The organism is Streptomyces spinosisporus, assembly GCF_022698145.1.
In the GTDB taxonomy this organism is placed as follows: Bacteria; Actinomycetota; Actinomycetes; order Streptomycetales; family Streptomycetaceae; genus Streptomyces; species Streptomyces spinosisporus.
The window spans coordinates 577,324-599,675 of the sequence record NZ_JALDAX010000004.1 but is presented as its reverse complement, the minus strand read 5'-3'; the positions used below and the strand labels follow the sequence as shown (position 1 = coordinate 599,675).

Below are 22,352 nucleotides of genomic sequence, written 5' to 3'. Positions count from 1 at the left end.
TCCCGGTGGGAGGCCGGTCCCGGTGGGCGGCCGGTGCCAGTGGAAGATCCCGGTGGAGGCCGATCCCGGTGGGAGGCCGGTGCCCGTGGGCGGCCGGTGCCGGTGGGAGGGTCTGGGTCGTCGTGCGGGCTCACAGCCCGAACAGCCGCGCCCCGTTGTCGTGGCAGACGGCGCGCAACCACTCCTGTCCGAGCCCCAGTCCCTCCAGGGCGTGCAGCTGATGGACGTACGGATAGGGGATGTTGGGGAAGTCGCTGCCCAGCAGGATGCGGTCGCCGAGGTCGGTCAGCCGCGGCAGCGCCCGCCGCGGGAACGGCGCGAACCGCTCGCTGAAGTCGGTGAACGCCATCGTCGTGTCCAGCCGCACCTCTTTGTAGCGCTCGGCCAGGTCGAGGAAGTCCTCGTACTCCGGCATCCCCATGTGCGCGATCACCAGCCGCAGCCGGGGGTGGCGGGCCAGGACGCGGGCGATCGGCTCGGGTCCGGTGTGCTTGCCGGGAGCGGGTCCGCTGCCGCAGTGGACGACGACCGGGATGCCGGCCTCGGCGAGCAACCCCCAGGCGGGGTCGAGCAGTTCGCTCGCCGGGTCGTACGCACCCACCTGCACATGGGCCTTGAAGACCCGGGCGCCCGCCTCGACCGCGTCCCGGACATAGGCCTCGACCCCGGGCTCCGGAAACAGGGTGGAAGTGTGCAGACAGCCAGGCGTACGGCCCGCGAAGTCGACCGCCCAGCCGTTCAGCCACTGCGCCATGCCGGGTTTGTGCGGGTAGAGCATGGCGGTGAAGGCACGCACCCCGAACTCCCTGAGCCGCGCGACCCGTTCGGCCTCCTCCTCGCGATAGGTGATCGGCCACTCGACGCCACCGGTCAACGGCCCCAGCGCGTCGAAGTACCCCCACACCTTGCGCAGCACCCGCTCCGGCATGAAGTGCGTATGCACATCGACAAGCCCGGGCACCCCGAGCCGCCCCCAGAACTCCCGGACCTCAGCCGCCTCGGTCATACGCCCTCTCGCCCACGCACCCAGTGTCGAACCCGCCGCCGCGTGCCCTCACGGTCGGTTCAGAACAACCCGTCCTGCACGCTGATGCCCGCCGCCTCGCCGAACTCCCGCACAGGAAAGGTGCACCCATCCTCACCCACGCCCGGGACGATCTCCCACCCGGGCATCAGACGGGTGTCCAGTACGACGACCTCCCGCCCGGCCGCCAGATGCAGATCGGGCCCGGCGGCCGCCAGCAGCTCCCCGCGCACTCCGCCGCCGGCGACCAGCTCGCTCACCGCACCGCCCGCGCCCGGCAACCCGTCGAGCCCGAACACCCCGGCGTGGTCGACGACTTCACACGGCTTCCGTGCCAGCGACTCCGGCCACTGGGCCAGCCCCACCGCCCGCGCGTGCAGCGCCTCGATCTCGGCCGCGCGCTCCGCCTCGGACGCCGGGAGCCGGGATCGCACCGCCCGCTTCTGCGCGTACGGAATCCGGTCGGGCACCTGGAGCGCGGCGCGCAGCAGCTCTTCGGTGCGTCGGGCTGCCATCAGCGGTCCGAGGCCCAGCCAGCTGAAGCAGACGGCCCCCTGCTCCAGCAGCCGTGCCGAGCCCCGCTCCTCGGCCGTGATCCCCACCTTGACCATGCCGGGCCCGAACCAGGCCAGATATACGTGGTACGGCCGCGGGTCGTCCGCGATCGTGTCGGCGGCGACCGAGTGCGCCCGGTCCAGCCGCCCGCACTCCTCGCACCGCGCGCCCGTGCTCCGCCCCGGCACGACCGCCCGCCTCGGGCACGCATGTCCCCGCGCTCCCACACACGTCCGCACACCCCCGTCCGCGACCCCGAAGGCCACCCGCTTCCCCCGGGCCGGCACACTGCGCCGCCCGCCGTCCCACACCAGCTCAGGCCCGTCCACCGACCACCGCAGCCCCGAGCATCTCCATGCCTGTGCCATCGCTGACGACAGTAGAGGACGGCACTGACAACGGGTCCGTGATCACTGGCCGGGGTCGGCGGCTGCGGCGGCTTCCTCCGAGGGGCCGTAGGAGGGAAGGGTGCTGTGGGACGTCGAGGTGCCGTGCGGCTGCGAGGCGCCGTGGGACTGCGAAGCGCCGTCGGACTGCGAGGCGCCGTAAGACGTAGAGGTGCCGTAAGACATCGAGGTGCCGTGGGCCTGCGAGGTCTCATGGGACCGCGTCCCGCGCCGTGCCCCCGTCCCCCGCCCCGCCAGCCGGTACCCGACACATCCGGGATGCCCCTCGCGCGCCGAGAGATCACGCGTCCGCCACCCCCACTGCTCCGGGGGACGCCCCCCGGAGGGCTTGCCCCACCCGGCGAGATGCAGAACCCACGTGACCAGGACGCTCAGCACGAGGATCCCGAGCCCACCGGCCAGCAGGGCCGCCGACACCGTGCACACCCCCAGCCCCAACACCACCGTCCCTACGACAGCGACCGCGAACCCGGTCCAGCCCGCGACCGTGTGCCCCTCGTCATACTGGTGTGCGCTCATGCCCGCCTCCCCGAGGACGACCGGGATTCGGAGTACCCGAACCTCTCACGACGTAAGAAATTTGGCGCAGAAACCTCTCACGATCTAAGGGAATCAGGAAATCCGCCATGCCAGCCAAGCGGCGCCCGCCCGCCACCCCGGCCCAGGCACTGTCGTCGATGGACCACCTCATCGCGACCAGCCTCATCGGCCAGCAGGAGATGGCCCAGCAGGTCGGCCTGAACATCACCGACCTGACCTGCTTCGGCTACGTCATCGAGGCCGGCGAGAACCTCCTCACGGCCGGCGACCTGGCGGCCCGCGCACACGTCACCACCGGCGCGGTGACCGGAATCCTCAACCGCCTCGAACGGGCGGGCTACGTCACCCGCCGCCCCGACCCGACCGACCGCCGCCGCGTCCGCGTGGCCGCGCTGCCGGACGCCGAGGCCCGCGTACGGGAGGTCTACGAGCCGTACTACGCCCGTCTGAACGAACTCTTCGCCGAGTACTCCCCCGACGAAATCGCGGTCCTGACCGACTGGTTCACCCGTGCGAGCGCCTTGGCGGCCGGGTACCTGGAGGAGCACTGCCGCACCGACTGACGGGGAGGACAACCCCCCTCGGGGGTACGGCCAGCCACACCCCGGGTCCGGTAGGACGCTTCATGGTGCGGAAACGTGGGCGGGAGCATCGTAGAAGTCGACAGAAGCCAACGGACCGACACCTCCGGCCACACTCTCCGAAGGGAGACTCCCATGAAGCCGCAGCAGTCCCCCCGGCCGAGCATCACCGTGAACAGCCTGGTCACCGACCCTGACGAGAGCGAACTGGCTCCCCTCCTGACCGCCTGGGACCTGGCCCACCCGGACCTCTCCGACCCCGAGTGGCGACACGTCCTCGACGAGATCGCCCACCCCCGCACCACCCAGGCGTTCCACCGACTGGCGGAGGCGGCGTAGCACTCCCGCAAGGCCCCAGCCCGGCGACGCCTCACCACCCGGCAACATCACAGAACAATCACCCCTTTCACACATCCTCCACACATCACCCTCCCCGGCACTACGGTCATTCCACTTGATCCGCCAGGGGGGATCGGATGAACACCACGCACCACAGCGCGCGCAACAGACGCCCTCGCATACGCTTTCGCGCCGCGGGTCTGCTCGTCGCCGGCGTGATCGTCGCCGCGAGCGGCTGCAGCAGCGGGCAGCCCGTCGAGACCAAGGCCAAGCCGGCGACGACCGTCACGGCGACGGTGACGACCACGCCCGAGCCCGGCCCGACGGTCACCGAGACGGTGACGGCCAAGCCGAAGCCCCGCCCCACGGTCACCGTCACGCACACCACCACCGCGCGAGTCGCGGCAGCGGGGAGTGGGAGCAGCGGGAGCGGTGGCAGCAGCCAGGACGACACCGGCACCTGCTCGATCAGGTCCAACGCCGGCAACTGCTATTCGGCGGGACAGTTCTGCCGCAACAGCGACCACGGCTCCGTCACCACCAACGCGAGCGGTGCGGCGATCAAGTGCACCTACAGCTCGAACGCTTGGCGCTGGACCTACGCCTGACGGCACGACACGTTTCGCCCACGCCCTTCTCCACGCCCTGAGAGCCAACCGGCCGAGCCCTCGATCACGGATGGCAGCCTCGGAGAGCGACTTGGTACATATCGGACTAGCCTCCGAAATGGGCGCAAAGTGGATCTTTGTGAAGTGGATCTTTCGACGGTGCGCTCACCCAACCCAAGGAGGAGAAATGCGCAAGCTCCCCAGGGCGGCCGCCGCGGCCGCCGTCATCGCCCTCGTCGGCTTCATAGGCACCGGCACCGCCAGCGCCCAGGGCGCGGAAGCCATGCATGGCGACGGGGGATGCAAGTCCCACGACCTGAACATCGACATCCTCGGCCAGGTCGGCCTCCTCAACGGCCTGTTGGGCAACGCGCTCAACGGCGAGGGCAACCCAGGCGCACAGGTGGCCCCAGTGGGCTCACACTGCGACTAGGGCTGACGAGCAACAGGATGCGCATCACGTAGCCACAGAGAGGCCCCGGTCCCCTCCGGGGCCTCTCACCTGTGCGCAGGTCCCGTCGCGATGAGTTCGATGCGCTGGTCGTCAGAACCGATTACCGCGACGACCAGGTGTGGCAGAACGCGGTGGCCACGCGAACCCGAGCATCGGCAACCTGTGCCATCATCCCCGCGTGTTGAAGATCCCCGGCTACGAAGGTGGCCCTCTGACAGACGGCAGCGTCCACCTTGACGATCCGTTGTTCTGGCCCGTGCACCTCGGCAGCAGTCTGCGTGGTGAGGACGCGCAACGAGCCGCATTCGGGGCTGACTGGGACGCGGCCATGGAGCTCCATGGTGTGCTCTCCGCCGAGGAGGAGTGGCCCACATTCAGCATGCCCCTGCACTCCGGCCACACCGTCCACGTCGTCTACCGCAACATCGACGGAGACCGAGGAGTGGACTACCTGATACATCACCCGACTTGGCCGGCAGCGGAAACTCTCGCTGTGGATGACGGCCACTTCATGGGCCCCGGGATGGCCTAGCCGGAGCTGCTGTCCGCCGCTCGGCAGTCACCGACAACGGGCGTCAGCGACCCCGACGCCCGACTCTTGCTGCTCTTCCCCACACTCGGCGACGCGGAACTCCCCGACGACGCAGCCGTTCCCCTGACCACCGCACTCAGCGCTCTCACCTTGATCGAAGAACCTGCCGAAGTGGCGAGCATGCTCCTCGAAGGCCAGGGCCAATGGGCTCCTGCTCACTGGAGGTCGGCGGACGGCGTCCTCATCAACGACGGAGGACACTCGTATCGAAACCCTGGCAACACCTTCGCTCTGCCCGGGGGACGCCTTCTGGAGATCACCGAAGCCCTGAGCCGCGGAGAAGCGACGGATCACCCGACATCCCGTTGAAGCCCTGAGCCCGGTGGCCATGACGCAAGAGACCCCGCATCTCTGCGGGGCCTCTCACCTGTGTGCACTCGGCAGGATTCGAACCTGCAACCTTCTGATCCGTAGCTCTGTACAGATCGGTCGATGCGGGTCATTGAGGCCGCGATTCGGCTTCTTGGGGTGGGTGTTGGTCAGGGTCGCACTGGTCAGGGTGTCCGGGTGCGTGTCACCCAGCACCTGCTCGCACTGGGCGGTAGTGGCCTCCAGCAGGGAGATAGTGTGCGCCTCACGCCCCTGTCGGCGCAGGTACTGTGCTGCGGCCTCGTATGCGTCAGCGGACTGGGGTGATGCCGGGCTGTGCGGGGGCGTCGTCGCGGCTAGTGCAAACAGGTGGGGTAGGACGCGTTCCCACTGTGTGGTGGCGGTGTCCTGCTCGGGGAGGGCCTGCCTGGCGAGGAGCTCTGCCTCTTGTCTGCCTGTCGGGTAAGCGTCGGGCTCGGTGGTGGGGCTGTGGCGCAGCACGGTTTGCACCAGGCGGTGGACGTCGCTTGGTCTCGGGCGCTGGACTGGGCGAAAGACTGCACCACGCGCAGGTCGGACATGGCTGCTTTCACCCTGATTTTCTGCCCCCACCTGGTATGCGCCGTCGTCAATTCCTGCTCGGCGGCGCCTATCGCTTCTGGGCCCTGTAGCGCTTCAACAGCGCGGTGATCCGCGCTTGGTCCGCCTGGCCATTGAGCTCGGCCAGGAGATCGTCAGGGCACAACTCGTAGCGATCGCCCCACCATCGGCGCCCTCGGTTGTCCCAGATCCGGTAGCCGCCCGGCACACCCCTGGCGACGTAGCGTCTCCTGCTCACTATTCCCCTGTCATCCAACCGCGTCCCCGAAGCGGGACCCTACGCAGACTGCAGCCGTCCGGCGAGGCAGTTCCCAACTGCGGCCCACACGCTTTCCAACTGTGTTGGTGGTCTCGGGGCGTCGGACGGGGCCGTTCACCTGCGTGCACGGTCGACCGATCGTCTGATCGGCTGCCGTACCTGGCCTCGTCTGAAGGGCCGTGAACGGCGCTGAATGAGACGGAAACTGAGACGGACGGTGGGGTCGGGCTCGCTAACATCTCCGCTGTTGGAGGGGGGAATCATGGCCCGCAAGGGATCACGACGGATCGTGGTCGACGGCACGGCCTACCGCTGGCGGCTGCGAGGTCGGCCGACGTACTTCCAGGGCTTGGCCTGGTCGCCGTGCAGGTTCGCGGTCGAGCATGCGGACACCCCAGGGGTGACGCTCGTGGTCACCACCAACCAGCCGCATCCGGGCAACTGGATCGGTCGAGAGGCTGAGCCGGTGCTGCCGTCCAATGTCGCCATGGCGGTACGGCTCGCCCTGCGTGAGGGTTGGACTCCGGCGGTTCCGGGCCCCGTCTTCCACCTCGACCAGTTCATCGGCTTCACGTCGTCGCTTTGAAGACCCGGGGATTCGTCGACGTCCGTATCTCGCGGGGGGGGTGGTGGCCGGTGTTGTACGCGCACGAGGTGGTTCTGAACGAACTCGCGCAGGGGCTCAGATTGATGGCCCAGGGTGTCGAGTGGTTCGAGGGCCTCTCGGAGGATGACCGACGCAAGGTCTTGCACGCACTGGTGCTGTTCTGCGGGCAGGCCGACGCTTGCAAGGACGATGTACCGGAGAGTATTGCCCGTTCTGACATTCGCCCCACTCATACGCCAGCGGTGATGCTCACGAAGTGGCGCTTCGGGATGGCAGAGCTTCCGGCCTGTGAACTCACCAAGTCCTTCCGCCTGCTGGTTGCCCTCTTCAGCATCGCGGACACCCGCAGGCGGGCGCTGCATTGCGCCGATGGGTGCGGTCACGAGTGGCACAACCTGCCGGATCCGCTGAGGGGATGCAATTCAGGTGACTTCTAGCCTTTGGTCTCGCCGGGGATCTAGGCATCGTTAACGACTCGCAAGCGACCTCGGACGGCCGAAGAACGCCCAGCTTCGACGCGCTTGACTGACGACCGGCGCCTTCGATGCGCCCTGTCGAACCTCAGCCGACGACACGCTGGGTTAGCCGCCCGTGTAGGCGTGCATGCGCCTCACGGTGCCCCGCCGTCCTGAGCTTCGCTCTCGGCCGTCGATCAGTTGTCAGAGCGTCTCGACCTCACGGGCATCGCGACCAGCGTCGGTCAGTCCCGGGGCCGCCAAAGTGACCTCGGGAGATGGAGTTCACGTCGTCGCAGTTCGGGCGGCACCGGCTTGAAGGCCCTACGGCGAAGCCTGTTGGGGAGCACGGCTCGCACGAGGTAGATCACAAACCAACCGATCCCCAGACCAACGAGGAAAACCATCAACTCTTCAAGCCACCCAATTCCTGCATCCATCGCATATCCGCCGATAACAGCACTGAGGATGGCGAGTGCCGCGAAGCCCAATGAGCCCAGCGCGTACCAGCCGCGAGAGCGAAGCATGGGCGGATCCTTCCACGTGCATACAGTGCTTGCACAAGGTCGGCGTAGCGACTTTGGCCTGGAGTTTCAACTGGGTTGGCGGCGAGTCTTGGGTGCCCGTCGCTGAGCCGCGTCAGCACGGCCTGTCGAAAGATCAGCCAGGCGTTCTTGCTCGTCGCCCTGAAGGTCCACCCCAAGGTGGCTCAGCGCATCCTCCAGCACTCGCAGATCGCCATGACGATGGAGGTCTACGCGGAGGCGACCGAGGAAGAGGTGCGGGCCGCGCTCGGCAAGCTGTCCGCTGCGGTGGGAGGCGCGGGCGCGGACACCGGCTGATCTCGACCCGTTGCTGTACTTCGCTGCTGTACGCCCCCGCAACGCAAGAGGCCCCGCATCTCTGCGGGGCCTCTCAGCTGTGTGCACTCGGCAGGATTCGAACCTGCAACCTTCTGATCCGTAGGATCGGACACCCCACCCTGAGGAGTGCCGGCGGCCTCCTACTCCGATCGCTCAGCTTAGCGATCATGCGCGTCTGTGTGCCGTCGTTGCCGTCAGAGTTGCCGTCAACTTCGAAGGGGAGCGACGCCGCCAGAACGGTCTTCAGGACCGCCAGCTGCCGCTCCAACAGGACCAACGCTGACACTCACCGCGACAGCATCCGGAGAAGCCTGGGTGAGGACGGAAGCCTCAAGCATTCCGTTTACCGGCGGGTGTCAGGTTTTGCGTGCAATCATGGGCTGTTTCAGCATGAGCTACGACGTGAAATCGGGGGCACCGTGCAGAGTCAAGTTGTGGTGCGGTGGCTGGTGGCGGTGGCCGGCTCAGTGACAGCGTTCTTCGTGGTTGCAGTTCCCTGGGCAGCGTGGTCGGAGGGGGGCGACGATCCGTGGGATGTGATTGGTCCAGTGGCGGGTGTGGTCGCGGCGGGGGTGCTGGCCGCGCTGGGCTGGTGGGCGACCCAGGCTGCTGGGGCCGGGCAGGGCGGCGCGGGGATTCGCCGAGTACGGCAGTCAGCACGAGGGACCGGCAACATCACCCAGACAGGCGGTGACCGCGGCACGGGAGCCGGGCGTCGGCGCCGTCTATCAGAGGAGGACGTACGACAGAAGGCGCGCGGTGATGGTGACATCGACCAGGTCGGCGGCGATCGCGCCTGAAACGGGGAGTCGGCAGTGATGGCGCTCCCCGAGCAGCAACGTGTACGGAACGGCTGGCGCGCACACAGGGAAATCTGCCTCAAGTGAGCTCGGGCTCGTATGTACAGATGCTTCCAGTGCAGAGTCCTCAGATCAGCAGCGACTAGGAGAACGGACTGGGAAACGATGGGGAGCAACCACTCCGGTGACCGGATCTCCCAGAAGGCCACCGCGCGCGGCCAGGCATCGATCAATCAGGTCGGGGGCGACCAGTACTTCATCGTATGGAAACCGGCGGGTGGCACTGCGCCGGCCCCGCGCTCGCTGTCGACCTGGTCAGATTACGCCGACCGGCTGGGCCGGTCGGTGCCTGGAATGTCCGAACCTTTGGTGGGGCGTGATGCTGAACTGGCGGAACTGAGGGCGGCATTGACCGACGAGGAAAGAGCCTCACGGATCATCGTCGTGGAAGGGGCAGGCGGCGTCGGCAAGACTCGCCTCGCGATCGAGGCTGCAAAGTCAGTCCCTGCTGTCCTCGTAGCCCCGACCGGCGTAGCACTGCCTCCCGAAGTCTTTGCCCAAGTCCCGGTCGATTCTCCTCTAGTCATAATTGTCGACGATGCCGATCGCAGCCCAGACCTGACCGGACTCTCGGCGCTGGTCAATGACTCACGCTTCGAACGTGTTCGCCTGATCATGACCATGCGCCCTGGCCGCCGAACGTCCACACTGCGGCGCTGCGGTTTGGAGCATGCCGTGGGCACGGCCACTGAAATTCGGGTACTGGACCGGGCAGCTATCGACGCAATCATTACCGGACGGGGGATTGAGAACCTAGCGTTCCGGCTGAGCGTCATCGACCTTGCCCAGGGCAATCCGCTGATCGCGCATGTGGCCTGTGAAGCCGCACTATCTTCCGGCAAGTTCGATTGGACGGACGCAGCCTCCCTACTGCGAGCCATGGCTGATGATCGCCTGCCAAGCGACGAAAGCAACGATCAACACAGGGCAGCCGCGGTAGCTCTTGCTCTTCTCGGCTCCGCTGCCAGTGAAAATGATCTGGCGCCGTTGGCGAGTGCCGTTTCGACACTCCCCTCGGAACCACACCGGCTCTCCACACTGCTCGACGATCTCGCTGACGCAGGACTGGCTGACGCGCCGCCCTACACGCTGCGTCCGGCCCTGCTCGGCCCGGTCCTCCTGGCGGAGGCACTGCATCCGCAAGCCCGGGTACGACTGGACACCAGCACAGCATTGCAGCAGTTGCTGAACAGTGCCGGTTTCGATCAGTCCGGGACCATCAACACTGGCCCTGTCCGTGGACTACACCTGGAATTGGCAGCCACACGTCTCGGTCCGCAACTGAACGCGCTCGCGCTGGCCGCTCGCAACAGGGCCGACGCTGCTACCAGCACCCAGCTGACCCGTCTCGCCCTCGGGATCCTGCCTGCCGACGCTGACCTGGGGGAATGGGCTGCGGTCGTCGGCCTGGCCAGCGAAATAGCGCCCGCGTCTCCGGGCATTGTCGCGACCCTCTACGAGCGACTTGTCGAGCAGTGGCCTGCGCCGCCCTCACAGAGGCGTGGCAGCGTCGACTCAGAAGCGCACCGGCGCCACGAACTGCTGCGATTGGGGCAGCGGTTCGCTGGCCTCGTCCAAGGTCTCGGCCTCGATAGCATGCCCAGCCCGGTGAGCATCCTGTTGGATGTGGCTTGGCTCGCGGAGCCTTACCTCCCTCCGGAGGGCTTTGGCAGAGGCGATGACATCCTTCGCCCAATCGGGCAGTGGTGCTCCGCTTCACCCCATACTTTTTCCGTCGATCTGCTGTTTGAACGCCGCCGCGAAGTCCACCGCGCTGTAGCGCAGTGGTACAGGGACCGCACTCTCTACCCACCGCAAGGGCTGGTTCCATCCGAAGCCGCGACCCGTACGCCGGCCACCATCGCCCGTGTACTCCTCGCCGCTCTGAAACCTCTGCTCAGTGTGACCCTGGAGAGCACCACTGTGGGCAGCCCCAGTTCAGCGAACGTGCTCACTTTGCATGCCCTGCCGCTGCCCGACCGCCCGGAGAGCGCCGCCGGGCTGCACGACGCACTCACGCTCTTGGAGCCGCTGCTGGATGAGCCAGTGCTTCGCGAACCGGAAAATCTTTCCGTCCTACACACCGTTGTTGGACTACCTGGCCAGCTACGCGGTGAGGGAGCCCGGCCACTGCCGGGCGCAAGCTCGCCGCTACCAGCGCATGCAGTGGCCGCTCTTGACGCTGCTGCAAGCACATTCACTCGGCGGATCGCCGACCGCTGGACCAGTCTTCCCCTGTCCGTACGGCGCAGCGCGGCCCAGTCCGTGCTGGGACCGGAGCCACGTCCTAACTCACTGGCCGATGTAGCGGCAATCGGCGACCCGGTAGCCTCTGCGGCCCTCACAGACACGGCCCTGGCAGACCTCCTGGTATTGCAGCCGCTCAACACGGACACGCCCTGGCGCGAGGCCATTGACCAGCAGCACCGCGCTGCCGAGGAATTGGGTGCTCGGATGCCTACCGAGGAGGCGCTGGCGCTGCTGGACGAGACGGGTCCGGGAGTCGTGGGCACGTCGGTCACCGTGCTCCCCGTATTTGCCCGTGCAGTTGGTGCTGCGGCTGCCGACCCGGAGCCGGTGCTTGATCGTCTTGGCCAAAGCAGTGTTGCAGGTGAAGGCGAGTTGCTGGCCGGACTTGCCCAAAGACACTCGACCGTAGTGTGGGCATGGATCGACGCGCACGCCACCGATCCGCGCCTGGCTGATGCAGCCTTGAACGTAGTCGATGAGCATCCCGCACACGAAGCTCAGTTCCTCGCCGCGATCATGGAAGCCGCGACTGCCGACCAGACGACGAGTGACGAGACAGCACTCCGCCTGACCACAAGCCTGACCTGGCACCTCGTCAGATGTAAGCAACAGCCAGCAGAACGGCTATCTCTCCTCACTACCCTCGGCACCCGATGTCCTGCTGCCGCCCTGCCGACAGCAGTTCAGGCCATCGGCTACGTCCTCACCGACGCGCGAACCAACGATTTCTCCCCAGACGACATTTCATGCAGTCAAGTCGCTGAAGTGTTGCGTCGCCGGTTCCAGGAGGCTCACGCGGATTCCGGATCCATCGACTTCGACGAGAAAACCGCCTACGGAGCCGCCGTGATCGGCTCAACGTTGCCGGACGCCTTCGCTGTCGTCGCAAGCGAACAGCTGGTAGCCAAGGACGGCCGATGGGGTGTGCCACTGGCCTGGAAACGCTCTCTGAGCCGACTGACGCCGCCGGCCCGCGAACAGTTGGCCATCGCGTTCCACGAACGGATGGAACAAGCCCGCAGGGAAGCCCCGCTCAGTGACCGGATCGAGATGTCAGCGGCGGAGACAATGACGGTGTTGGGCGAAGCGACAGCGCTGTGGACCGAACTTCTCAGGCAGTGGGCCGCGGGATCGCAGCCAGAGCGCCAACGAGCCGCAGCTGCAATCCAGCACTCGTGGCAGGATCCCGCGTGGGCCGAGGTCGTCTCAGCAATCCTGTCCGCTGGTGTGAATGCCGCGAGCAGAGACGGGCTTCTGACGGGCATCATTTATCCGGATATCACGCGCAATCTATCCGACGCGGTCCAAAATCGACGCGACGCCGTCACTCCGCTCCTCACAGACACCAGCCCAGCCGTCCGAAGCTTCGCAGCCGACGTACTTGGCAGCCTTGACGCCCTGGAAGAGAAGGATCGCAGACAGGAAGCCGAGGAAGAGCGCGGATACCGTGACTAACCCAAACGGAACAGCACTCCAATAAGCATCCCGAGCCAGGAGGACCTGTAATCCGGACGGGACATACCCGTCAGCATGTGATGAGCATCACGCGAGAATGCTGAGATTCTTTGCCGGTTGGGCGACTCCCCGGGCCTAGAAGTACGAACCTGATCCCGACCTGAGCAAGGAGCACACGGTGATCACCTTGTACATCGGCACGGACAGCCCCAGCGATCTGGCAGAGTTGGGCGCCTCGCTGGGGAGGTACCTCGATGGATGGACAGCCTCATCTTCACCCGTGTCGCCTCCGGCCCCCCTGGAGGGGCCAGAGTCCCTCACACTCCGTGTGATCCAACTGATCCAACGGGCCAAGGCCGACCTGGAAGGGGAAAACGCCCAACTGCGATCAATGTGCCCCGCGTGTCCGCCCGAAGGCACCATGAAGTGCCCTCGCGTGACGGGTAACCCCCGCGATGACGCTTCCGACGTCGCCCACTCATCAGTAAATCTGATCTCCCAAGCTCTCCTGATGCTCGCAGACGCGTGTGGTCCGCGGCTCGCCCCAGTTGCCCGTGAAGCGCTTCTCGCCGCGCTCACAGCGCGCAACTCCGCCGTCGAGGGCGACCACGAAGGAGTCGATGAATTCAGTCGTGTCTGGCTGGGAATCAGGCAGCCAGAGCAGTGGCGCGAGGCGGTTGAGATGGCGCTACTGGGTGATTGGGTACACCAACTCGGGCGTGCTGTTCGTGACGACCCCGGTGTGATGGAGCTTCTCAGGCGCGATACACAGAGGGAACACCGACGCCTTCAGCCCCTCTGGGAACGCAAAGTAAATGGCAGACGGACCAATTTGCTTAGCCAACCAGTGGGTACAGACCTCACCCTTCATGACCTCCTCATCGAGAGCCATACGCCAGAGAGCGAAGCCTTGCGCGGAGAACTGGAGGACAGCCGGATCTCCACAGTTCTGCGCCACCTCACCTCGGACGAGGCCAGGGTGGCGGCAACCTGGGCAGAAGTCAGTGACATTAGTTGGCATCAAGCGGCACTCCACGCCGGGCTCGTCGCAACCTACGGCGAGCGGGTCCGGCGGAGGTTGAAGCGGCTCGGTAAGCAACACACACAGCGAGAACAGGCCGCGGCTCTCATGTCGGCCGGTGAGGCATGAACGATCGCCACCAGGCTGCCGCACCTGAGTACCCGCGGCCTCGGATCACACTCCCTGCGCCTAGCGGACCGGCGATCACCGCCGTGGCCGGTTCTGGGACGGTTACCACCGCATTCGTAAGTGGTGCAATCCCAGCCGAGTCGCCTCTAGTGTGGCCGCTCGTGGTCCTTGCTCTTGGCTCCATGGCATACGACTTGGGCACTCGAGTCGTGCTCAGACATCGACTCCAGCCGAGCACCAGCGCTCATCCGGCCTGTCCGCGACGGGACCCCAGCACATCTACATGCCAGCACTCGGAGCAGTACGGTTAGACCATCTCGTCACACTGACACGAAAAGGGTCAACCGGCGTCCGTATTCGCGTCGGTCTGAGATGCTGGGACCCGATCGAGAGGGGCGTCAAGTATGGAGTGGAAAACCCACGGTGAGCGTCAGATCTACACGAACAAGTGGGTGAATCTGTGTCTGATCGACGTCCAGCAGCCTGACGGGCGCAGGTGGGAGTACCACGTTGTTCGTCTGCGGCACCTGGCCGTGGCCGCCGTGGTCAACGACCGTCAAGAGGTCCTGATGATGTGGCGGCACCGCTTCATCACGGACTCGTGGGCCTGGGAGTTGCCCATGGGCCTGGTGGAGGAAGGCGAGTCCCCTGAAGAGGCGGCGGCCCGCGAAGTCGTGGAGGAAACAGGCTGGCGTCCTGGCCCTATCAAGCCCCTGATCTACGCCGAGCCGGCCAACGGCATCACCGACTCTCAGCACCATGTCTTCCGCGCGGACGGCGCCACCTACGCCGGGCCGCCCACGGAGAAGAACGAGTCCGACCGCATCGAGTGGATTCCCCTCTCTGAGGTGCGGGGCATGATCGACCGCCGGGAGGTCGTGAGTAGCGGCTCGCTCGTCGGCCTGCTGTACCTGCTCATGGACGAAGCGATCCGCTGACCGGCGGGAGGAGTTCCCGTAGTCGCGCCTCGAAGGCCAGGGCTACGGGCTCCTGCCTGTGGGGCGCCAACTGGTCGTAGAACTCCCTGAGATGACCTGACACACGCTCGGACGCCACTGCCGATGCCGGTTCCAGCGCTTGCGTGGCGGTGTGGCACGCCTGGTCGAGCTTGCCCTGATCCAGCTGCGTACGGGCAAGCCAGAACGAGTGAAACGCCCGGCCACGCTGGTTGCTGCGGGCCTCGCGCCGCAACGCGTCCGCGATCAGGGGTTCGGCGGTGGCTGCTTCGCCCAGTCGGCCGTGGGCAATGCCCGTGTCCACGATCAGCTTCGTCTCGTCGAAGTACGACACCCAGGACGGGTCCGGGTCGCTGACCCGAATCAGCTCGAAATGGCGGTGAGCCTCCCCGATCGCCCGGTGCGTGGAGTCCCGGTTGCCGAGCGTGGCGTGAGCGAACGCTTCCCGCATCGACAGCATGGACAGGACCCGCGGCGTGGTGTCGACAGCCGATCGGGCCTGGTCCTGAGCGGCGGTGACGAAGGCCAGGGAGTCAGCGGGCTTGTCCTGGTACGTGCCCTGCAAGCTCATGCAGGCAAGGACGTTGGCCATGAACTGGCGGTCGTCGATCTCCTTGGCCAGTTGCAGAGCCTCGGTGAAGTATGCGCGGGCCTGGTTGTACTGGCGGGCGTCGAAGTAGGTCCAGCCGGTGAGGCGTGCCAGCTCGGCAGCGATTCCGTACAGGCCGTTTTGGATGGACGGCGGACGGTTCTCCTTCAAGAGACCGACTACGTGGCGGAGCTGGCCGACAATGGCCGGCCGCAGTGCCTCGCCTCCGTGCTGGTCGTCCCGTCGCCAGTAGTCCTCGATGGAGGAGCGGAAGGCTTCAAGTGTGGCCGCGTTCAGGCTCGTTCGCGTGGCCAGGGCCAGAATGCTGTCAACGTCCGGGCCAGGTAAAGCGGCCGGGGTCTGCGGCTCGGGCTCCGGCTCCTGGACTACCTCTCGCTCGGTGACCACGAGGGCCTGAGGTGTCTCCCATACCCGGCGGGCGAGTCCGAGCATGTGCCCTGGGATGCGCAAGCCGTCTGCGATGCGCTCGATGACGTCCATGTGCTGCAACTGGCGTCGCCCTGCGATGACTTCGCCGACCCGGCTGGGGGTCAGCTCACAGCGTCTGGCGATCATGGATGGGTAGATGCCCGCCTTGATCTTCACCAGCCGGAAGACTCTGGCGAAGTCGCGCACTCGGCACGCGTCGATCATCTCGGGATCGGTGAGCAGCCTGGCTGGCAGTTCCTGCGGCCGGTCTGCGTCGGGCATCGGCAAGCTCCCACACTGCGAGGGCTACGCAACGTCGCTGATTCTCTACTTGCCGCGATGTTACCCAAGTTGGGTAATCAGCCTGACCTTTTGGCAGGGGTGCCCTGATCGCGATGCTCCTTTCATGGCGAGCAACCAGCAGACCAGACCAGGCATCGGTGAACTGGCGAAGGACAGTGCCCGCGACCGGATCGGCGTCGTCATGGGTGCGCTCGGCGGTCGGGTGCAGATGAGGCCGATCGGCGGCGGCACGGAATGGGATGCCATGCCGGACAACGTGGTGGCGCCGAGTCCACGAGAGGAACTGAGCGCGCGCCTGGCCATCAAGAACGGCAACAGTCGGGACGGGCTGTGATGCGCGCTGTCGGCCGGTACGCAGGAGTCCTGTTCGTGATCATGGTCAGCGGCTCGTGCGGCCTGGTGATCGGCATGGCTCTCGCCATGGGCCAGTAGACGGGCCGCCCCGGACGGGTGCCAACTCCCCGGCTCCCCCTTCCCCGTTCGGGGCCGGCCATCCAACCCACGCACCGCCACACACAAGGAGTACTCGCATGACGGCAACAGTGAACGATCTGAAGACCGGTCGCGCGGTGGCTGGTGAGGAGCTGTTCGAGAGCCTCGCCCACTTCGTGGTCGTCCACAACGGGCAGTCGCCCGAGCGCGCCGCGCGGATCGCGGACCAGGCGGTCGCCTTCCTGGTCACCGCAGCCACGGCCAACGTCCCCATGGTCCCGTCCGATGACGTGGACCTCGGCCTGCACGCCCTCATCCTGCACACGAAGGAGTACGCGAGGCTGTGCGAGCGGTACGCGGGCCGCTTCCTGCACCACAACCCGAAGCCGGGCGGCGGGCCCCGCGACCTGCTGATGGTCATCACCGCGGCGCGCGCCATGAAGGCGGCCGGGTTCAAGGTCTTCGACGACCTGTGGACCGTGGACGGCACGAACCTCGCGCAGTGCGACTCGGACTGCGGCCGTCCGTACGGTCAGGACTACCAGGAGTAGGACACGACAGCAGCGACGCGGCCGGCCTCGACTCGTGGTCGGCCGCGTTCGCCCGGAAGGAGAACAGACGTTGCCCGGGTCACCCCCTGAACTGCCGATCGTGGTGCTCGACGCGCTCATGCCCACGTCCCAGCGCATGGTCCTGGACCGCCGGGGCTCCACGGTGTGGGAGGTAGAAAGCCATCGCGGCCACTACGCCGTGAAAGTCGGCTACCCGATCGAGGCTACGGCCGAATGGGCCGCCCAACCCTGGACCGCCCTCGCGCCCGCACGTGAAGGGGCCGTTCTGCTGCGCCTCGGCCTGGTCGACCTCGCGTACGGCGAGTGGGAACGCGGTACCTGGAACTTCCAGCCGTGGCACGAAGGGCCGGACCTGTACCAGCTCTGGGAGCCCTGTCGTAGGCCGGACTCGTCTATCGCACCGCACACCAGCGTGGCGTTGGGCTGCGTCGAGGCGCTTGCCGAACTGCACGCCAAGGGCTGGGCGCATGGTGACGTACAGCCCGCCCACTTCATCATCGGCCCGGAACGAACACACCTCATCGACCTCGCCCTTGCCCAGGGCGGCAACGTGCCAGAGGGGTACGACTTCCCGTTCCGCGGCTGCCTCGTCCACTACGAGGCACCGGAGATCGCCCGCAGCGTGCTCGACACGGGAGAAGCCGAGCCGACGCAGGAAGCCGACGTGTACGCGCTCGGCGCCTCCCTGCTGATCTCTGCTACCGGTTGGCGGGCGATGGAGTACCCGGACGACGCTCCCCGCTCGGTGCAGCGAGAGGCCGTGGCGGACGGTCGGCGCCGGCTCGTGAAGGCGCCCGGTGAGCTGGGCGAGTTGATCGACGCCATGCTCAGCCATGCGCCAGGAGACCGACCCACCATCTTCGAGGTGGGCAAGGCTCTGAGCTGATTCCGAAGCGCCGGTTCGTCGGCGCTGCTCGCACGGCTACGGCCGACAACTCAAAGACCGGACCACCCCTCAGCCTGGACAGCATTCCGGGTGGTCCGGTCGCGGAAGCCCTGATCAGGACCCCGGTGCCGATGGTACCGGGGCGGTTGGCGTGCTCGAACGTGGGTGCGGCCGCAACCCCGGCTTCGCGATGTCGAGTTGGAGAGGGTTCTGAGCTGAGCCAGCGAAAGTCAGCCACGACGGCGGGTGCGCCGACTGAGCACCCGTCACGTGTGTTTCCAGCAACCCCGTGCCGTCCTCGGCCACGCTGCTTCCATCGTCACAGGCCGCACCTCGATCCGCCTGGACGTTGCCGACGCGGCCCGTCCTCTGGGCTCGGGCTGCGGCTCTGCGGGCCATGCGGCGTGGAGCGGTGGGCGGTTGGTGGCGTGGTCGTGCTGGGTGCGCGTCGGCCTGGTCCTGGTGCTCGGAGTGGTCGGGTTGCTTCCCCGGTCTGGCCGTCCGCCTTGGCAGGGCTGCGCGCTGAGCGGGTGGGGCCGCCGGAGCGGTGGCGGAGACAAGGAGCGGCGGCGGCCCCTGGCCGCCAGCGCGCGCGGCCCGCCGTAGGCGGGCCGCCTTGATCCAGTAAAGAAACTCTGAACAGCTCCGCTGCCCTGGCCCCTGGCCGGTTGCACGACCATGCGCTGTCCCCGCCTTCCCATCCGTTCCACGGCTTCGATGCCCTTATGGGAGCTTGAATCGACATTTCCGCCTATTCGTTCTGCGAGTCTGCGGAATTTATCCACAGGCTGGGGGCCGCATAGTTCGGGATGAGCGGAGGGCGCCCAACGGGCCACTTCTACCGAGTGACCCAGATCACAAAACGAGGTGTCACACGGGCAGGGCTTTCGACACCTGTAGCAAGTGAGCGCAGGAGGTCAACCAAAGTTAGGGAAGTGGCATGGATCACAGGAACGGCGGTCACACCGATGCGGATTTCGACACCCCTATAGGCGACCCCGGATGGACCGAGCCGCGCAATATAGCACCGAAGTGCCGGTTACCCAAACCGGCGATTCTCCGGACTATTGATGCTCCTGGCCGATGACTGGAAGGACGAGTGGCGTGCGCGCGCAGAACCGCGATTTCCCGCCTGCGGGGACGCTGACGAAATCGAAGGACGGATTCAGCCCGTCCGACGGGAGCGCGGCGCCAGAAGCCTCGTACGTGTCCGGTCCGGCCGGTAGACCTGTCGCAACAACCTCGGTGACGGGTTGCCAGGCGGCAAGGACAAGCCCAGATCCGGTGTCACATGACCGCTGGGCAAGCCTTCGGGCAAGCCCCCGGCGGTTGGGTGAAGACCGCGCGAAACAACGGCACGACAGCGAACGGGGAGACATGACCGAGCACATATCCAGCGCAGGAAAGGAGCTGATCGACATTCACAACCGGGAGCTGGCAGAGATGGCCGCGATGGTCCGCGAGATGACGACCACCGTGGCACGACTCGGCCGCGAAGCGAGGGAAATGCGAGAAGAGGTCACGCGAATCAGGAACGCGGCGACTGCTGCGCCTTCTTCAACTCCTCGAACTCCCGGCGCAGTTCCTGATGCTCGACGCTGAGCGCTCTGATCTCGTCGCGCAACGCGGTGAGCATTTCGGAGAGGGAGGGATCGGCACCGCCGGCCTTTGCCTCTCCGGAGTCACCGAAAGGACTCTCGCCGGGCGGCCATTCACGGGGGGCGCTGGCGGCAGACTCCTCGGCGGGACCCTCGGGCGGCTTCCCTAGGTACCAGGCGGGCGCCGTGTAATCGGCACCCGAGCCTTCGAAGTCCGCGACGAAGCTGCCCCGGCCTTGGATGGTGTAGATCAGCCCCTCATCCCTGAGCACCCCGAGCGCCGAGCGGGCGGTCATGTTGGCCACCTGGAAGCGCTCTTGCAGCTCGCGGTAGGAGGGGAGCTGTTCGCCCGGCTTGTAGCGGCCCGCCTTGATCTCGCGCCGGAGCTCGTCGGCTGCGTGCTGATAGGGCGGCCGACGGTCGGGCTTAGCAGGGCTAGCAGGCGTCATACCTCACAGGGTAGCGAGATCTAGCTGCCCTAGCACACCCCTCCGACAAAGGCACACCCATGACCCCGCCCACCTAGCAAGCTTCGCTCGCTTTACATAGCTAGGTGGGCGAGGTTCTATTGATCACGCCCCGCCACCTGGCGGAGCACCTACCGAAAGGACGTAACACCCATGCCTCGTATCCGTGTTGGCGTGCTCCCGTCCACGTCGTTCGTGGCCGGCACCCTGGCGGTTCCGAAGTACTCGGACGCCGAGAAGACCCAGTTCGCGACCGACCGTGAGACCGGCGCGAAGCTGTTCACGGTCACGCTCTTCCTCATGGAGGAGGACCGGGCGGAGGCCATGAAGGTCACCGTTCCGGAGACCGGTCTCCCCAACGGCCTCAAGCCCGGCGTGCCGGTCATCCCGGTGGAGCTGTTCGCCACCCCGTGGGCCCGGATCTTCAACGGGTCGCTCTCGGACGGCATCGCGTACCGCGCGGACCGTCTCGACCTGGTCGGCGGCTCGGCCCCGGCCGCTGAGACGGCGTGAGCGGCACCGACTTCTCCCGCACCGGCCGCGACACCCGGCTTCACAGTGTCGCGGCGGTGTGGGAGAGGGCGGGCTTTCCACCCGCATCGGCTCTTCGCCATGCGGAGATCTGCCTGACGCTCGCCGATCACGACGACAGGGTCCGCCTCATCGCGGCGATGTGGGCGAACCACGGCTTTCCGCCCGCTGACGCGGTCCAGCGCGCGGAAATCTGCCTGATCCTCGCTGCGCCGACGCCCTCAGCACTCACCCGAAACCGGAATCGAAAGAAGGAAGCGAAGTGACCTTGAACGACGTGAGTGAGGTGATCGGCTACGCCCCGGTTCTGGTCGGGGTGGGCTTGGCTGGCATCGCCGTGTGGGCACTGGTATGGGTGGTCCGCTACCTGCGGGCCGACGCCATGACCCGGCAGTCGATCCGGCAGGCCGTTCGGGTTCGGCGGACGTGGAAGCGGCTCGCGCAGATGCTGAACCTGTCGGCCACGGACAAGATGCCGACCGCGATGGCGTCGCTGGCCAACGCGGACGGCAAGCCGATCAAGCCGCGCGTCCTGGTCCCGGCCCTGAAGGTCACGCATGACGCGTACGGGGTGATCGCGCGGGCGGGCTGTCTGCCGGGCGTCGGTCTGGCGGAGTTCCAGAAGGCCGCCCCCTACCTGGCGGATGCCTGGCGTATGACCCGTGTGTCGGCGCTGCCGGGGGACAGGCCCGGACACGTCGTGTTGCGCGGGGTGCGCGTGGACCCGCTGATCACGCCGACCGTTCATGTGCCCACCGGACGCCCTCCGGAGGAGTACGCGAAGTGGGAGCTGGGGGTGGACGAGTACGGCATGCCCGTCTTCGTGCCCCTCAGGGAAGTGCCCGGGGTGGCGGTCGGCGGTCTGCCTGGCTTCGGGAAGACCTCGTGTGTGAACCGGCTGGTGTGTGACTGGGCGCCCTCGCCGGCCGTTCAGTTCGTCTTCTTCGACGGGAAGGTCTCCCACGCCTACGAGGGCGACTACGCCGACCTCGTACACCGGGCGTTCGCGTTCTGCGGGGACGACCTGGAGGAAGCGAACAAGCTGTTCAAGGAGCTGGTGGAGCTGCGCCGCGCCCGCTCCGCGAGCATCCGCAGCGTGCTGGGCAGGAAGAACATGTGGCACGTCGGCCCCTCGGCTGACTGGCCACTGGTCGTCATCGTCATCGACGAGGCCCACACCTACTTCCGCGACCACAAGGGCTCCGACCCGACCACGAAGCGGCTGGCTGCGCTCGCGGCGGACAACGCCCGCCTCGTGGAGGACCTGGTGAAGAAGGGACGCTCAGTCGGCTTCCTGACCCTGCTCACCACGCAGAAGACCACCGGGGACGCCATCCCTACCTTCATCCGCGATGTCTGCCCGGTCGGTCTGTCCTTCGCGCAGAAGACCGCGGATGCCGCCGTGGCTGCCCTCGGCGACGACATCCGGGAGTGGCCCGACGCGAGCCCGGTCAACCTTCAGGACCCCGCGTACGTGGGTGTCGCGGTCATGTCCCAGCACGGCCGCCCCGGCTTCATCCGCATCCGTACCCCCTACGTCGCCGACGAGGACGCCGCCCACGTCGCCGCAGAAACCTGCCACCTGGTGCGCCACCCGGCCCAGCTCCTGGAGGACTTGACCGGACAGGACGTCGTGGACCTCGGCAAGAACGACCCCGAGCCCCCGTCCATGGCGGCCTGA

The 22,352-nt window shown here is 66.8% G+C and carries 22 protein-coding genes and 2 pseudogenes; 18 read left to right on the top strand and 6 right to left on the bottom strand.

Annotated elements, in window-relative coordinates:
* Positions 1-130: 130 nt before the first annotated feature.
* The 3 genes and pseudogenes from MQN93_RS14365 to MQN93_RS14355 form a co-directional block, all read right to left on the bottom strand.
* Positions 131-1,006 (bottom strand): amidohydrolase family protein, encoded by an 876-nt coding sequence (locus MQN93_RS14365; protein WP_016436941.1) that lies wholly within the window; start codon positions 1,004-1,006, stop codon positions 131-133.
* A 59-nt stretch (positions 1,007-1,065) separates the two neighbouring features.
* Entirely contained in the window at positions 1,066-1,947 is an 882-nt protein-coding gene (locus MQN93_RS14360; protein WP_242709765.1) for a DUF2797 domain-containing protein, read from the bottom strand.
* 252 nt (positions 1,948-2,199) lie between these two features.
* Positions 2,200-2,505, bottom strand: a pseudogene (locus MQN93_RS14355) (HGxxPAAW family protein); the annotation flags it as partial.
* Between the two features lie 107 nt (positions 2,506-2,612).
* Here MQN93_RS14355 and MQN93_RS14350 point away from each other — a divergent pair.
* The 5 genes from MQN93_RS14350 (at position 2,613) to MQN93_RS14330 (ending at position 5,040) form a co-directional block, all read left to right on the top strand.
* Positions 2,613-3,089: a MarR family winged helix-turn-helix transcriptional regulator gene (locus MQN93_RS14350; protein ID WP_016436944.1), complete on the top strand. Its 477-nt coding sequence runs from the start codon at positions 2,613-2,615 to the stop codon at positions 3,087-3,089.
* A gap of 153 nt (positions 3,090-3,242) precedes the next feature.
* Complete coding sequence (locus MQN93_RS14345) at positions 3,243-3,446, top strand: hypothetical protein (protein WP_016436945.1); 204 nt, start codon at positions 3,243-3,245, stop codon at positions 3,444-3,446.
* Positions 3,447-3,583: 137 nt separating this feature from the next.
* Positions 3,584-4,054: a hypothetical protein gene (locus MQN93_RS14340; RefSeq protein ID WP_242709764.1), complete on the top strand. Its 471-nt coding sequence runs from the start codon at positions 3,584-3,586 to the stop codon at positions 4,052-4,054.
* 187 nt (positions 4,055-4,241) lie between these two features.
* Positions 4,242-4,487 (top strand): hypothetical protein, encoded by a 246-nt coding sequence (locus tag MQN93_RS14335; protein WP_016436947.1) that lies wholly within the window; start codon positions 4,242-4,244, stop codon positions 4,485-4,487.
* 199 nt (positions 4,488-4,686) lie between these two features.
* Complete coding sequence (locus MQN93_RS14330) at positions 4,687-5,040, top strand: hypothetical protein (RefSeq protein ID WP_242709763.1); 354 nt, start codon at positions 4,687-4,689, stop codon at positions 5,038-5,040.
* 1,018 nt (positions 5,041-6,058) lie between these two features.
* On the opposite strand, the gene MQN93_RS14325 is transcribed toward MQN93_RS14330, so the two are convergent.
* Positions 6,059-6,247, bottom strand: a complete 189-nt coding sequence (locus MQN93_RS14325) for a hypothetical protein (RefSeq protein WP_242709762.1) — start codon at positions 6,245-6,247, stop codon at positions 6,059-6,061.
* A 283-nt stretch (positions 6,248-6,530) separates the two neighbouring features.
* On the opposite strand from MQN93_RS14325, the gene MQN93_RS14320 reads away from it, so the two are divergent.
* The 7 genes and pseudogenes from MQN93_RS14320 to MQN93_RS14290 all read left to right on the top strand — a co-directional run bounded on the left by MQN93_RS14320 (position 6,531) and on the right by MQN93_RS14290 (position 14,846).
* On the top strand, positions 6,531-6,854 hold the full coding sequence (locus MQN93_RS14320) for a hypothetical protein (protein WP_242709761.1): 324 nt from the start codon (positions 6,531-6,533) through the stop codon (positions 6,852-6,854).
* 50 nt (positions 6,855-6,904) lie between these two features.
* Complete coding sequence (locus tag MQN93_RS14315) at positions 6,905-7,312, top strand: DUF5958 family protein (RefSeq protein ID WP_242709760.1); 408 nt, start codon at positions 6,905-6,907, stop codon at positions 7,310-7,312.
* 692 nt (positions 7,313-8,004) lie between these two features.
* A pseudogene (locus MQN93_RS14310) lies at positions 8,005-8,172 on the top strand (site-specific integrase); the annotation flags it as partial.
* 569 nt (positions 8,173-8,741) lie between these two features.
* The gene (locus MQN93_RS14305) at positions 8,742-8,993 is read left to right on the top strand and encodes a hypothetical protein (protein ID WP_242709759.1); all 252 of its coding nucleotides are present in this window, start codon (positions 8,742-8,744) and stop codon (positions 8,991-8,993) included.
* Positions 8,994-9,158: 165 nt separating this feature from the next.
* Positions 9,159-12,758, top strand: a complete 3,600-nt coding sequence (locus tag MQN93_RS14300) for an ATP-binding protein (protein ID WP_242709758.1) — start codon at positions 9,159-9,161, stop codon at positions 12,756-12,758.
* Positions 12,759-13,086: 328 nt separating this feature from the next.
* Positions 13,087-13,908 carry a hypothetical protein gene (locus MQN93_RS14295; protein WP_242709757.1) on the top strand — a complete coding sequence of 274 codons (822 nt, stop codon included), beginning with the start codon at positions 13,087-13,089 and terminating at the stop codon, positions 13,906-13,908.
* A 404-nt stretch (positions 13,909-14,312) separates the two neighbouring features.
* Entirely contained in the window at positions 14,313-14,846 is a 534-nt protein-coding gene (locus tag MQN93_RS14290; protein ID WP_242709756.1) for an NUDIX hydrolase, read from the top strand.
* On the opposite strand, the gene MQN93_RS14285 is transcribed toward MQN93_RS14290, so the two are convergent.
* Positions 14,824-16,164, bottom strand: coding sequence for an NsdA family TPR-like regulatory protein (locus MQN93_RS14285; protein WP_242709755.1), 1,341 nt, complete (start codon positions 16,162-16,164; stop codon positions 14,824-14,826). The two genes, MQN93_RS14290 and MQN93_RS14285, sit on opposite strands and share 23 nt — an antisense overlap.
* 124 nt (positions 16,165-16,288) lie before the next feature.
* Here MQN93_RS14285 and MQN93_RS14280 point away from each other — a divergent pair, with 124 nt between their 5' ends.
* The 3 genes from MQN93_RS14280 to MQN93_RS14270 all read left to right on the top strand — a co-directional run bounded on the left by MQN93_RS14280 (position 16,289) and on the right by MQN93_RS14270 (position 18,075).
* Positions 16,289-16,519: a hypothetical protein gene (locus MQN93_RS14280; RefSeq protein ID WP_007503961.1), complete on the top strand. Its 231-nt coding sequence runs from the start codon at positions 16,289-16,291 to the stop codon at positions 16,517-16,519.
* 196 nt (positions 16,520-16,715) lie between these two features.
* Positions 16,716-17,168, top strand: coding sequence for a glycine-rich domain-containing protein (locus tag MQN93_RS14275; RefSeq protein ID WP_093721053.1), 453 nt, complete (start codon positions 16,716-16,718; stop codon positions 17,166-17,168).
* 70 nt (positions 17,169-17,238) lie between these two features.
* Positions 17,239-18,075 carry a serine/threonine-protein kinase gene (locus tag MQN93_RS14270; RefSeq protein WP_242709754.1) on the top strand — a complete coding sequence of 279 codons (837 nt, stop codon included), beginning with the start codon at positions 17,239-17,241 and terminating at the stop codon, positions 18,073-18,075.
* Between the two features lie 1,528 nt (positions 18,076-19,603).
* Here the strand turns inward: MQN93_RS14270 and MQN93_RS14265 are convergent.
* Positions 19,604-20,122, bottom strand: a complete 519-nt coding sequence (locus MQN93_RS14265) for a GntR family transcriptional regulator (RefSeq protein WP_242709753.1) — start codon at positions 20,120-20,122, stop codon at positions 19,604-19,606.
* 171 nt (positions 20,123-20,293) lie between these two features.
* On the opposite strand from MQN93_RS14265, the gene MQN93_RS14260 reads away from it, so the two are divergent.
* From MQN93_RS14260 to MQN93_RS14250, 3 genes are read left to right on the top strand one after another with little or no spacing between them, the layout of a single operon-like run.
* Complete coding sequence (locus MQN93_RS14260; RefSeq protein ID WP_093721050.1) at positions 20,294-20,653, top strand: hypothetical protein; 360 nt, start codon at positions 20,294-20,296, stop codon at positions 20,651-20,653.
* Entirely contained in the window at positions 20,650-20,937 is a 288-nt protein-coding gene (locus MQN93_RS14255; protein ID WP_242709752.1) for a hypothetical protein, read from the top strand. The genes MQN93_RS14260 and MQN93_RS14255 overlap by 4 nt, the downstream gene beginning before the upstream one ends.
* Positions 20,934-22,352: an FtsK/SpoIIIE domain-containing protein gene (locus tag MQN93_RS14250; RefSeq protein ID WP_242709751.1), complete on the top strand. Its 1,419-nt coding sequence runs from the start codon at positions 20,934-20,936 to the stop codon at positions 22,350-22,352. The genes MQN93_RS14255 and MQN93_RS14250 overlap by 4 nt, the downstream gene beginning before the upstream one ends.